Here is a 13,475-nt window from a genome sequence, read left to right as displayed (position 1 = left end):
GCACTTATTTAAACCCAGCCAGAGTGCTGGGTTTTGCTATATGTGACAACGTCACATTATTAATTTAAGACAATACGGAATTCTGTATAAAGCTCTAAAAACACGTGCCGATACTGAATATAAATTAGCCTGAAAATAAAAGGATGTTTATATGGTCTGGTATCCGTCACGTATTTCGACTCGTTTGACACTCGGGGGGATCGCGTTACTTGCCGTAACGACGTTAGTGATTGTTGTCATTATGCTTTGGCGCGGGCAACCCCGCGTCGTTGAAGTCAATACGGCGTTGATCGAGGAGACCGGGCATGGCCTGACGCGTCAACTCAGCAGCGTCCTGTCACGTATTGAGGGAGAAACCGTAAGTTTGTCGCGACTGGCCGAAGTCCTGCCAAATGATGAAGCGCTGTACCGCGCCGTCGTGCCGCATCTTCTCGGCGAACAAAATAATTCGATCATTACCGGGGGCGGGATCTGGCCTGAACCGGACGCGTTTACGCCTGGTGTTGCGCAGCGCAGCTTTTTCTGGGCGCGCGGTAGCGACGATAAGCTGGTGTATTCCGACGAATACAACGCAGCAGGTGGCAACGGCTACCATAACGAAAGCTGGTATCAGGGCGCGAAGGGCCATTCGCAGGAAAACTGTGTCTGGTCTGATGTTTATCAGGATGCCATTTCCGGGATCAACATGGTGACCTGCAGCATTCCGTATCAACTGGCGGGTAAATTCGCCGGTGTGGCAACCACCGATATTCGACTCGATAACGTTGCCAGCTTTATGCAGCAGCAGGGTGGACGCACCGGTGGATACGCCTTTGTCGTTGATAAACAGGGTCAAATTCTCTATTTCCCACAAAACGATCGGGATCACTCCAGGACCGTCGGCGATCTGGTGAAGGCATCAGGCTGGCTGAGTCCTGTCGCTCAACGTTTGCAGAAACTGCGCACCTCAACCACCGATGTCACCTCCGTGGCGCTGGAAAATGATGGCATTCTGAACGCACCGTCACGCGTAATGTTGTTCCCGATGGCCGATACCGGTTGGGTGGTGGGACTGGTAACACCGCAAGAACGCATCGTCGGGCTGGCGAAAGTGATGATGCGCGATGTTCTTGAAGTTTTGATCCCGGTCATGACGCTGCTGCTGGTGGGCTCCTGGCTGGTTGTCCGCCGGTTGATTGCTCGTCTGGACGACACACGGCAGGCGCTGGACGATATCGCGCAGGGAGACGGCGATCTGACCCGGCGCTTAGACGTGAAGGGCAAGGACGAAATTTCAGCGATAGCGGAGGCGTTTAACCTCTTCGTGGACAAAATTGCCGCCATTATGCTTACGGTGCGCAGCAGCAGTGAAGTGGTGGCGAATAACGCCGTTAGCCTTGCCGACAGTAATACCGAGCTGTCTACACGGGTCACCCAGCAGGCGGCCGCGCTGGAAGAGAGTGCGGCCGCAATGGAACAGCTTAATGCGACCGTTCATCAGAATGCGGGTAACACTCAACTGGCGGATGAACTTTCAGAAAGCACGGCGCAAACGGCCAACCGCTGCGGCGATGTCATGCATGGAGTGATTTCAACCATGGATAACGTCAGCGCCTCATCGGGCCGAATGGTTGAGATAGTCTCAGTGATTGACAGCATTGCCTTCCAGACCAACATTCTGGCGCTCAATGCGGCCGTGGAAGCGGCTCGCGCCGGGGATGCCGGACGTGGATTTGCAGTGGTAGCGTCTGAAGTGAGAACGCTGGCGCAGCGCAGCGCGACCGCCGCCCAGGAAATCAAAGCGCTCATTGATGAGTCGGTGTCGCACGTCGATAACAGCAGCCAGCAAATTCATCATGCCGGTGATCGCTTACAGGAACTGGTGGGGCATGTTCGTCAGGTGCGTCAGTTAATGGGGGAAATTCGCGTCGCGGGGGAAGAGCAGCGTAAAGGCGTCGCCGAAGTGACACTTGCCGTCACGGAAATGGACAGCACGGTCCAGCAGAACGCCTCGTTGATTGACGATGCAGCGGCGCGTACGCAGATCTTAAAAGCGGAAGCCGAAGAGCTGGCCCTCCAGGTGTCGTCGTTTAAATTGCCGTAATGTTCTGGTGATGGAATGCCCGGTAAGCGATAGTGCCACCGGGCATGTTCTGCATATCAGATCGTCAACGGTAGCGCCGTCTTCATCCAGTCGGCGATTTCATCAGCCGGTATGGGACGGGAAAAATAATATCCCTGAATCACCGGGCAATTCATCGAGCGCAATAACTCAAATTGTTCTTTCGTTTCAACCCCTTCGGCAATGACCATCAGGTTCAGACTTTGCCCAATGCTGATAATCGCTTCCAGTAAAGACTGAATGCGTTTCTCGGTCTGGCAGCGATCGACAAAGGTTTTATCGATTTTCAATTCCGTTACGGGCAGGCTGACCAGCCGTGAGAGGCCGGAAAAACCGGTGCCAAAGTCATCGATCGACAGTCCCACCCCCATGTTGCGTAAGATCTCAATGCGCCTGAGGATCTCTTCATCCTGCTCCATCATCATGCTTTCGGTGATTTCAACCGTCAGCTGATCGCCCGGAATGGCAAATTCCACCATCGCTTCCGACACCTGGTCCGGCAGTTGATTGCTGCGAAAGTGCAGGGCGGAGAGGTTCACCGACAGCGTCGGAATGGACAGCGACATCGTGCGCCATTCCGCCAACTGGCGACACGCTTCTCTGACCACCCAGCGACCTATGTTCTCAATTTCGCCGGTCTCTTCGGCGAGGGGAATAAAGCGGTTGGGCGGCACGTGACCGTGCACCGGGTCGCTCCAGCGCGCGAGCGCTTCAAAACCATACAGCTCGCCGGTCTGGGCAAAGATCTGCGGTTGATACACTAACCGCAACTGGTTATTGGCAATGGCGTTTTTCAGCGCGGCGCCGAGCTGCAAACGCTCTTTTACCGCGAGGTTCATTTCCGGGTTGAAGAACTGCCAGCCGTTGCCGCCCGCTTTACGAATAAAATCCATCGCGTTGTGGGCGGTGGAAAGCAGATAGTCACGATTTTTTCCCGCTTCATCGCTAATCCCGATGCTGAAGGTCAGCGGGAAGGGTTTATCGTCATAAAGCGTGGCTTCACTGCCGATATTGATCAGTTCATCCGCAAACTGGGTGATATTACTCATTTCGTTATCGTCACTGACCAGTACAAACTGCGTGCCTTCGATACGGCTCAAATATTGCTCGGGTTTGAGCCGCTCGCGGATTTTATTGATGACCTGTTGCAAGACCTGATCGGCCACGGCGTAGCCGAGACTGTCGATGACATCCTGGAAGTGATCGACGCTGATGAGAAACACCACCGGCGAAAACGCTTTCGCGCCGTTAATGAGATCATCGAGGTAGGAGTGCAGATGATTGCGGTTGGGCAAACCGGTGAGCGGATCAAACTGCAGGAGATGCTCAATATGCTGACGGCTTTTCTCCTGTTCCAGCGCCAGGGCCGCCATATGCTGACTGATGTCCGCTACGCGTTCAATAAAGGCGCTGGTTTCTTTTCCTTTCGCCGTTTTAATTAACAGCGTCCCGGCTGGCTCACCATCCCGTTGCCGGATGGTGAGCGTCCAGACGTTCAATGCTTTTGCGTCAATCTCTTTCGATGATGCCGCCCAGAACTGGCGGACGTTGTCTTTCAACGCATACAGTGAAACATGTGTTTCCCGCAGCACCGCTTCAATATTGCGACAAATAATGTCGCCCATTTCGTGAAACGGCGGGCTGCTGCACATCGCCGCCAGAATATTGCCTTCGAGTTGGCGAATCTGCCGTTCTTCGGTGATATCGGAAAAGGTCATGACCAGGTTTTGCAGTTCACTACGCGGGTCGTGAACCGGACTGACAGACACTTTAATCCAGATCTTTTCACCTGCACGGGTGATCACCAGAAACTCATCCTGATCGCGCGTCGTTTTCCCGAGTAACTGTTTGAGTCTCAGGCGATTATCCGACGGTTCTTCGGGAATATTGAGCAGATCATCCGGTTGTTGGCCTGCCGCTTCGGTGATCCCGTAGCCAAACATCTCGGTAAACGCACGGTTACACTGAACAATACGCCGCGCAGGGTCGAGCACAATCACCGGACGGTCGAGGTGATCGACCGCCAGCACCAGCAGACGTTTCTGTTCTTTCTGCTCCATTTCGACGCTGGCATCACGGACAAGCGCCAGATAGAAAATCTTGCCTGCCACGTTCACTTTTGACAGGGCAAAACGCGTCCAGACTTTGCTGCCGTCTTTGCGTTCCAGCAATAACTCCCGACTCATGCCCTCCACGCGGGGTTGACCGCCTTCACGGTTATGACGAATGTAATCCGGGTGTGCCGGGCGTAAATCATGGGGAATGAGCATCGAAATACCGTTACCGATCACCTCGTCCCGACGATATCCCCAGAGTTTTTCCGCTGCCGGATTAAAAAACAACACTTCGTCATTGTCATTAATTAATACTGCTCCCATCATATTCTGCTCAAGAGCAGGAAAGAAAATGCTGTCTCCGGAGCCTTCAACATCGGTTAGCTTCATTTTTTTACCCCTGCATCCGGATATTTATCAGGAGGCTGGTTTCCAGAGTTCAACACAATTCCTGCCCCGTCTTTTTGCCGTATACAACGCTTCATCAGCGATTTGTATTAAGCGCTCGTAATCCGGATGACCATTAAACATGGCGGCGCCAATTGACAGTGAAAGTGGGATGATTTCGCCATCCGGCGCTTTAATTTTGGTTTTTTCAACGCGACTGCGAATACGCTCAGCGGTACGCAGCGTATCGGTCTGGTTCGCTTCGGTGAGCACGATAACAAATTCATCGCCACCGTAGCGGAAAACATAGTCACTGCTGCGTACGTTATCATAAAAAGCCTGAGAAACCCGACGCAGAATATCATCACCGGTATTGTGTCCCCAGGTATCATTGATCTCTTTAAATTTATCGACGTCGATAATCAACACCGAGAGCGAAGTATTGGCGCGATTAGCATGAGCAATTTCACGCTTAAAAATGGTCGGCAGGAAGCGGCGGTTGAGTAATTTAGTCAGCACATCCATCCCCACCTCATGGCGGGACACTTCCTCAAACAATTCACGCAGCAGGGTAATGATTTGCGAGACAGAATTGCGGATTTGCAGCAGGAACTTCACCCGTGATGCTTTATTGTTCAGCGCTTTGGCCGTACTACTGGTGCTATGAAACACACCGTCAAAGTCCTGAATTAAACGCGAAATATGACCGACTTCCGCAATACCGCTGAAATAATGGCGTCCTTTGTGATTAAACCACAGACCAAAATCCGCCTGACTTAAGGGCAGACTGCTACCGAGGTCGGAATCCAGCAACACTTTATAGATAATGTCCATTTCCCATGAAAGCAGGGCGGCAATTTGCCGCTCTTTCTCTTCTTCCGCATTTTCCAGCAGGGTAAAAATACGATAGTTTTCATCTTCTTTGGCGGCAGTACTTTCACTGAAGGAGAAGGCCCGGGACATCACTTCCATTGCCAGATCGATACTGTTTATCGAGTAATGATAAACCTGAAGTTTTTCAACTGAATCATACTGACCATCAATAATGATCGGATAGAGGATCTTTTTCAGAACCCTGAACCCCATTTCGACCAGTTCGACCGGAATACCAATACGCGCATGCACTTCAGCAACCGTGTGCTGTACTTTTATCAGTTCATCAATATTATCGGCTTCGCCGGATAGCACATCCACAATCCACTTTTCAAGTGCACTTTTGAGTTGGCGTTCAACCTGCTCATTACTCAAAAACTCCTCAGCATGCGGATCGGCGAGAACAATGCGATAAAACTCAATGCTCAATGCGTGGGCATGCGCAATCGCTATCTCAGAAGCAAGTTTCCGAATATGAGGGTCGGTTTGTTCAACCAGTGCGACCCATTCATCTTTCATTCTCTTAAGATACATCTCCATGATGTAGATCCTTACAGTGGTTAGCGAACAACATTGCGGCCAGGGTCATAAGCACAGTCTGGATAGTAAGACGAATCTAAATCACAAAACACCTGAAAGGGGACAGGATGACAGTAATGAGATAGTGTAATGCCTTAAGCCATATTTTCATGCGTTCAGGCGAAGTAAGCCTGAAACAATTATAGATATAGCCAAAAGTAGCAAGAAAAATCCTTTTTAAGCGACTTTTAACACTAATCAACATCTAAAAAGTATAGTCCATCCGTTTGATCGTTGAGAGTAATGATGTAACCCACATAAGGTAGCTCACAGAATCTTTGAATGTCAGTCTGTTTTTCAAATCATAAAATAATATGAGCGATTTGTTGAGCAATAGCGTCATCATTATGTAATAAATCCCGTTTTTTACTCCGGGAAATAATTAGCGTGTATTTAACTATTCTTTATCGCGTCATTTATTGAACATTTACCGTAGCGTTGATCGCCAACAATTCTTCAGAACGTACATTGCGTTCTACTTTCTCTTCAGTCACAGCATATCCGCAGCGAAACAGTGGAGGTTACGATGGGACGGCAACTGGTTATTTTTCTCGATGGCACGGGCAATCGCTTCAGTCATAAACCGACGAATGTGATTCGGCTGTTGCGCTCACTGCCGAAAGGGAGCGCAGACGTGCTGACTTATTACGATCAGGGCGTCGGAACGTTCGGCGTCAAGGAGACGCTTTTTGAATGGCAAAAATTGCCGTCGCGGATCTGCGGACTGGCGTTTGGCTGGGGGCTCAAACGTAATGTCGAAGGGGCGTATCATTTTCTGGCGGAGAATTACCGGGCGGGTGACGAAATCTATCTGTTCGGTTTTTCCCGCGGTGCCTATGCCGCCAGAGCGCTGGCGGCATTGATTCACACAGCGGGTATTGTCGACGGTCATCAGGCACATCTCTTTGACTATGCGTGGGCGATGCTGCTGGCCAGGAGCGGGGAGAATAATGCGCCGGACTTCAAACTGCAGGCGCGCTTCAAATCGACTTTTGGCCGGCGGGTTAACGTCCATTTTCTGGGCCTGTTTGATACGGTGAAGTCGGTGGGCTGGATTTATGATCCGGTGATCATTCCCTATACCGCGAAGAACCCCGCCGTCGACATCGTCCGTCATGCGGTGTCTATTGACGAGCGGCGCTGCTTCTTTCGCCAGCATCTCTGGCGCAGAAATAGCGATGTGAAAACGGATCTTAAAGAGGTGTGGTTTGCCGGGGTACATTCTGACGTTGGCGGGGGGTATCCGCCACCGCAGGCACAACTGGCGCTGACGGCTTTTCGCTGGATGCTGGGGGAGGCCTGGCGTGCAGGACTACGCATCGATTTCTCCCGCGCCAGAAAAGAATTGTCGATTCGCTTCCCGGGATTTCCTGCCATTCACGACTCGATGCTGTTGGGCTGGAAACTTGCCGAATGGCTCCCACGCCTGGTCTGGACCGGAGAAGATCATCAACGTGAGCTCAAAATTGGGGCGATGCCGCCGTTTGGTCAGCCGGTACCGCGGCCAATGACGGGCGCCATCAGCGTGCATGCGTCGGTGGTCAATTTGATGAACACGAATCCGGATTATCGGCCGCCTAATCTTCCTCGCTATTATTCGGTCGAAGGGGATGATCCGGGTATCGCAAGTTTGCCCTGAAAATACACGTTTTGCCTGGTTATCTTTACCGTTAATAACCCTGTTCTGAATATTCGCGAACAGGGTTATTAAATTAATGCCTCAGTATGATTCCCATCGGTTGAATAATCTTTTTCTCTTAGAGTAACCCATTAAATCATTACACTATCCTGAAATGTATTACTGGCATAAATAATGCTATCCCGCCTGTTCAGGAGTTAAATGATGAGCACTCGTTATACCGTAGAAATTACCGCTTCCGACGGACATTCTGCCCGCTTAACAATCGACATTTCTTTTCTTCCTGGACAGTCAGAATGGATGTCAGAGCAACCTGATGTTTTTTCTATCGACAAGGGGCCGATGCTTAACGATTTTCTGTTAATGGGGCTTGGCGTCACGCCAGTGGCTTTTCTGACGGGTTTCCCCGACAAAAGCGACGGAGAGGGCGGGAAGAACGATCCGGGAGGAACATTTCCACAGGGTGAACTGAACTGGGAGATCGTGTCCCGGGAGTGATCGCTCGACGGATACCGCAGTGTCGTCTTCACTATTCCCTGGAGGTTGCAATGTCAGAACTCACCACCGCCTGGCAAGACTTGATGGAAAGCATCGAAGCGGGCTGGCGCCGCAGTCGACGTAGCGACCGGGTCAGTCTTTTACCGATGTTCACGAAGGATAACAACCTCCAGTTAAACTTTGATGTGGATAAGAACGACCCTGTGGTCGTCACGTTTGCTCTCAGTAAGAGTCCTGGTTTTCGCTGGTCCCCATCGAAAAAGTATCCTGAATTCTCTGAGCGCACCGCCGACAACGTAGCGCTTCACAGTCAATCGCGAAAAACGGTCTATTTTGATGGACTGGCTCTGAACCTGGCGACGTCCGGGCACGCAGTCAGCCTGTTCCTGACAGAAAACAGCTTTAATATGCGTTATGAACTGACGCTGCAACTGGACAGCGTCAGTCTGTCGCCGGTTCTGGCGGAATCAAATTTGCATCGTTCAGCCCTGCGTAACATGACAGCGGATGAAGCCGGGGATGAGCTGCATTATTTCAGCGCCAACTGCGGTGAAGCCATTGTTATCGCCGACCAGCAGGCCGGAGCCAGTCTGAAAATTGTGTGCGAAGGCGGACAGCCCGGGCGAGATACCACGTGGACTCTGACGCTGGAACAGGCGGAGCGCATTCTTACGCTCCGGCAGGCGACCACGATTCAGATTAACCACACCCCGTTTATTGTCTCGCAGCTACAACAACCGACGCTGACTGAAGAGGCCGGCAACATCATTGCGCAATGGAAGAGTGACGATCCTGACGGGGCACAGTGGCGGTTTGGTATCGAGAGCGTCTCCCTGAATTTTCCGCCGCAGGCAGTGGGCGAAGCGATGGTTCGCGGGGATCGTTTTCGTCCCGCCGGACAGGCCAGTCCCATTGTTCGAGGCCAACCGCTTCCGTTTCGCTTTTCTCGCCGTACTGAACTGACGGTGCGTCCTTCCCGTCTGGATCGACGCTATACCGTACATCCTGGCGATACGTTATCCATTCTACGGGAGGCTGAACTGACGCGGATGGTGAGTGAGATGGTCTATCCGCTGGAGTTGACCTATCTGCGCACACCTGAATTGCAGCGCACGGTGATTGTTTCTGAGATCGCCCGCGCACTGGGGCAACCCGCGATTGCCTTGCCGGTAAGCGAACAGGACTTTGCCATGAGTCCGTTGCTGGAAGCCTATTTTCGCCATAAACCGCAGAAAGATATTGATAAACTGAATGCGCGCATCAACACGCTGAGAACGGACCATCTCGCTGCTCGACAAAATTTCATCAATCGCCTGGCCCGGTTCACACTGAAAGATGCGAACTACCCGCAGCGTAAGCTGGATCTGACAGAAGGTCTTAGCGCCCTGGTGCGCGGCAAAAGGCAGGGGGCCGTTGCCGTTTATCCGTTACCTGCCTCGGTATCGCTGGATGAGTCCCAGCGCAAAGAACTGGATGATTATATCGGCGAGCCCGCCACCGCGCGGACGCTGCCGATTGGACTGCTGTACTCCATCGAATTCGCCTCCGAACTGATGGCGGTGTTACGCACTCCTGTCACGAAATCCGTGCGTTTGCTGGAACTGACGCTCTCATCGCTTGGTGCAACCGGCGCGGTGCAGGCGACCTTTGATGAGGGACGCACGCAGTTCGATGCCAGCGTTGAAAACGGTCAGCTGTCACGACTGGTGAAAACGCGTTATGGCCGCATAGCCACTGTCTGGAACAAAGCGCGTCATGTGGTGGTTTATTCTCGCAGCGCAGCGCCCGGCGCACAGTTTGCCGGGGAGCAGAAGGCGGAAGAATTTTTGGGGCGTCCGCTACTGCGCAAAATGGAGGAGTACATTGAGATCCTCGAACCGTATCGCCTTTTCGAGAGTGAAACGTCTGCGGAAACCAATAAACCGGGATGTCTGCACGCCTTTCATTTCGCCACGCAGCGCATTTACGTCAATGGCGCATGGAGACACGATGTTGAAGCGGGCTACGAAATCCCATTGTTTAACGAACTGGACAGCTCCGGTTTTTATGTTAAGCCGTGGGCAGGGCCGGTTGCGCGGAGCGGAGGCGATGAGCTGACGCAGCACTGGCACGACCAACCGCAGCATCTCTATTTTTTTACTAACACCAAAGCGGGTGCCGGAGCGGATACGGACAAGTGGGAGGCGCAGTTAGCGATCGACTGTGACGAGCATTACTGCTTTGGTGGCATGACACGCCCCACGACAGACAAACTTCTGGGATATCATCAGGTTCCCAGCCTGACCCTACAGGCCCTGGCCAATCCCCGGTTTTCGATGCCATTACGTCCGGAAGGCGTCTCTAACATTGTGCATGGTCGCGGCACAGAAGAACTGGTCGCCAGTATTCGCACAATGCAGATTGAACGTACGCTTGCGATACGCAGGGTGGATCTGAGTAAGCAAACGGGGAATCTGAAAGATAAGATTGAGGCGCTAACCCAGCACGCGACATACAGCGCTGAGCTTAACAGTCTGGACGCGACCCTCCAGACGCTGTTACAGGATGCCAAAAAGCTTTGGACGTTGTATGAGGAGAACAACGTTGAGAAGTTCAAAGTGCGCCTGCTCAAACAAGTCAATGACGTCTTTGCAGAATGTAGCAACCGGCTGAATATCGAGGTTGCAAAAATTACGCATGGTGAGGGCGAAGCCATTGATCACGTCAAAAAGAGCCTCGGTCTGGCGCGATCTCTGGCGGTCACGATGGTCGATGAACTCTGCGCGCAGGGGCATGCGGCGATCGATGATTTGCTGACAACGTTATCGACAATCCGCGATCCGAATCATGAGGTGGAGAGCATAACGTCGTTGCTGGCGAATCGTTACCTCAATCTCCCCGTACAGACTTTTGTCAGACGCTCCGGCGAATCATTGAACGGCGTGAAAGCGGTCATTGAGAATTTGCACCGCTTTTGTGTAGAGGTTTCCGATCAGGTTGATGCTCTGCATCCGGTACTGAATGCCATTATTACGCGTGCGAATGAGGAGTATAAGGCGCTGCTGGAGATAAAGGATCGCGATGCGTTGCTCATGGCGGTCGACACGTATTGCAGCAATATAGCGGCTGCTCTGAGTGATAACATGAAGCGTGTTGACGATATTTGCACCGCGATCAACGCGCTGACGTTTCCTTCGCAATGGCAGGGGCCTCAGCATCTGCGCGATCTGCTCATGTTGCCGCTGAACAATCTGAAACGAGCCGTTTCTGCATTTACCGCGACTCTTGACAAGGTGCCAGAACACATCAGGAACATCAGCGAGCGGGATGCCCAGATTGCTGAACTGGAAAAGCGAATCCCACCTGTGCTGACGCCACTGGATGACACGCTGAGTCTGCTTGAGAAGAAAAACAGGCAGGTAATACGCGATACTGCCACGAGGCTGGAGTCGGTACTCGCCGCCATCGACACCCTGCAAGGCAACCTCTTCGGCGCCGATAATCTAAAGCAAACCTTCTTCCAACAATGGCAACAGGCATGCGTTGCGTACCGGGCGCTGCTCAAGAACATTGAAGAGAAAAATTCGATTGATAAACAATTTGCTGACTTTGTCGCGGCGCTGGACGCGCTAAACCAGTCTCTGATCGTCACCCCCTTCGTCAACAGCTCGCCGTTTTCAACCGCCTTTACTGACTACTGGAACCAGACGTTTATCAACGAGATAGATAAGGCCATTGGGGAACTCTCCACCGGGCTCGATGAGGTTAATAAACAGGCCATCGTATTACTGAGTCACAATACCGAAGTCGTGCAGGCAGAACTGGCACGGCGCAAAGAGGAAGTGATAACGCTGATTAATGGACTATCGGACGCCGGGAAATGGCTCTCTTTCGTCAACGATCTGCAAAAACAGGTAGTGGATACGATCCGGCAGATCCGTGAGCAGTTTGTTGATCAGGCCACGCGACTGTTTGATCAAAAAAGCCGCGAGTATGCGAAAGTCATCGATACGGCGCTAAAGGAAGCAAATTCGGTCATCGCCGATGCGTTTCCCAAAGCCGGACAGGCCATCAAACTGATGAAGCTGCTTTCGGATCCGCCAGCGCTTCCACAACTGACCATTCGTACCGACAACATTGAATATATTTTCGATGATGTAAAAGACCAGATCGAAACGTCGCCGTTTGTGGCCCGACTTCGTGAAGTAGAGTCGGGGATTAAGGAACTGGGGCTGACCATTCCGTCCTGTGAACTAAACGGTAACATTGTGCCCGTCTCGCTTCAGGGCGTTAATTTCTCGCAGATCATTCGTAATACGGCGATGGATTTTGAGAACTTCTTTAAGAAATTCAAGTTGCCGGACTTACCCGATGATGCCATTCGCATCAGCCATCACATCGATCCCAAAACGCGTAGCGCCAGTATCAAAGCGGTCATTGATCATCAGTTTACGAGCACAGAGTCACTGTTTGAGATCTCCGCGCTGAGTCTTGATGTCCGTAAACCGAAGCTGGTGGCCACCAGTGATGTCGATATCTCCGTCGGTGATGCGACCAAAACCCGCACCCAGGCGCTGTTCAGCGGCGACTGGATCCTTAACTTTTCTGGTCAGCCGTTGGTGACCTTTGCGGAGGCCCGTATTCAGTACAGCGAGGCCACAGGCTTTACGTTTGATATCGATCCGAAGAATATTGAGCCACATTCCGCGCTGAAATTCATCGGCGATGTGTTGCGTGGCGCGATGCCTGAGCTTCCTCCCAATGTGGAAATCGTTAAAAACAACGCCGGGATGCCAACGGGGGCGGCGGTGAGTCAGAAACAGGCATTTGGTCCGCTGGAGTATGGCGGTGTTTCGCTGGGCAAATCGGTACTGGCCTCCGGGTTTCGTCTGAACATGAACGACGGGCTGATGCAGATTGAAACCTACTTTGGCATTGGTGAAAAAGCCTCCCCGGTTTCCATGCAGATAGGCGTCTATGGCGGCGGCGGTTGGCTGACGACCCGGGCAGCGGCTGCGTACAAGAACGGCGAGCTGATCCCCGTGTATGAGGCATCGATTGGTGTGGCGCTGAGCTCGACGAAAACGTTCAACCTTGCCGGCGTCGCTGAGGGGAGTTATGCCATTCGCCTGTTTGTTGAAGCCGGTTTCTCTTCCACAGCATCACAGAACTTTTTTGCCGCCGGTGTGCAAATGACCGGTAGTGCGAAGGTACTGGGCTATCTGACTGCGTATCTGAATCTGCTGGTGCAGGTCGAGCATAACAACGGGCGCATGAAAGGGCGTGGACATCTGGATATTTCCATTGAAGTTTGCTGGTGCTACACGGCACATATTTCCCGCACAGTTGAACAGGATTTGTGAGG

The 13,475-nt window shown here is 52.2% G+C and carries 6 protein-coding genes; 4 read left to right on the top strand and 2 right to left on the bottom strand.

The features are described from left to right. Window positions 1-151 precede the first annotated feature (151 nt). The gene (locus AL479_RS21060; protein WP_061077512.1) at window positions 152-2,083 is read left to right on the top strand and encodes a methyl-accepting chemotaxis protein; all 1,932 of its coding nucleotides are present in this window, start codon (window positions 152-154) and stop codon (window positions 2,081-2,083) included. Window positions 2,084-2,139: 56 nt separating this feature from the next. Here AL479_RS21060 and dosP read toward each other — a convergent pair whose 3' ends face one another. Together dosP and AL479_RS21050 are read right to left on the bottom strand one after the other, a co-directional pair. Beyond that, a complete protein-coding gene (gene dosP / locus AL479_RS21055; protein WP_061077511.1) occupies window positions 2,140-4,545 on the bottom strand; it encodes an oxygen-sensing cyclic-di-GMP phosphodiesterase DosP in 2,406 nt (801 codons plus the stop codon). 27 nt (window positions 4,546-4,572) lie between these two features. Beyond that, on the bottom strand, window positions 4,573-5,955 hold the full coding sequence (locus AL479_RS21050; protein WP_061077510.1) for a diguanylate cyclase: 1,383 nt from the start codon (window positions 5,953-5,955) through the stop codon (window positions 4,573-4,575). Between the two features lie 565 nt (window positions 5,956-6,520). On the opposite strand from AL479_RS21050, the gene AL479_RS21045 reads away from it, so the two are divergent. The 3 genes from AL479_RS21045 to AL479_RS21035 all read left to right on the top strand — a co-directional run bounded on the left by AL479_RS21045 (window position 6,521) and on the right by AL479_RS21035 (window position 13,473). Continuing rightward, complete coding sequence (locus AL479_RS21045) at window positions 6,521-7,633, top strand: DUF2235 domain-containing protein (RefSeq protein ID WP_061077509.1); 1,113 nt, start codon at window positions 6,521-6,523, stop codon at window positions 7,631-7,633. 201 nt (window positions 7,634-7,834) lie between these two features. Next, window positions 7,835-8,131, top strand: a complete 297-nt coding sequence (locus tag AL479_RS21040) for a hypothetical protein (protein WP_061077508.1) — start codon at window positions 7,835-7,837, stop codon at window positions 8,129-8,131. Between the two features lie 50 nt (window positions 8,132-8,181). Then, a complete protein-coding gene (locus AL479_RS21035; protein ID WP_061077507.1) occupies window positions 8,182-13,473 on the top strand; it encodes a hypothetical protein in 5,292 nt (1,763 codons plus the stop codon). The last annotated feature ends 2 nt before the right edge of the window (window positions 13,474-13,475 follow it).

It is taken from the genome of Citrobacter amalonaticus (assembly GCF_001559075.2).
Taxonomy (GTDB): Bacteria; Pseudomonadota; Gammaproteobacteria; order Enterobacterales; family Enterobacteriaceae; genus Citrobacter_A; species Citrobacter_A amalonaticus_F.
The sequence above is the reverse complement of the archived record's forward strand: the minus strand, read 5'-3'. Positions and strand labels throughout refer to the sequence as shown.

Coding starts and splice junctions, on each gene's coding strand:
- AL479_RS21045 (WP_061077509.1), top strand. CDS start 6,521: ATGGGACGGCAACTGGTTATTTTTCTCGATGGCACGGGCAATCGCTTC.
- AL479_RS21050 (WP_061077510.1), bottom strand. CDS start 5,955: ATGGAGATGTATCTTAAGAGAATGAAAGATGAATGGGTCGCACTGGTT.
- AL479_RS21035 (WP_061077507.1), top strand. CDS start 8,182: ATGTCAGAACTCACCACCGCCTGGCAAGACTTGATGGAAAGCATCGAA.
- AL479_RS21060 (WP_061077512.1), top strand. CDS start 152: ATGGTCTGGTATCCGTCACGTATTTCGACTCGTTTGACACTCGGGGGG.
- dosP (WP_061077511.1), bottom strand. CDS start 4,545: ATGAAGCTAACCGATGTTGAAGGCTCCGGAGACAGCATTTTCTTTCCT.
- AL479_RS21040 (WP_061077508.1), top strand. CDS start 7,835: ATGATGAGCACTCGTTATACCGTAGAAATTACCGCTTCCGACGGACAT.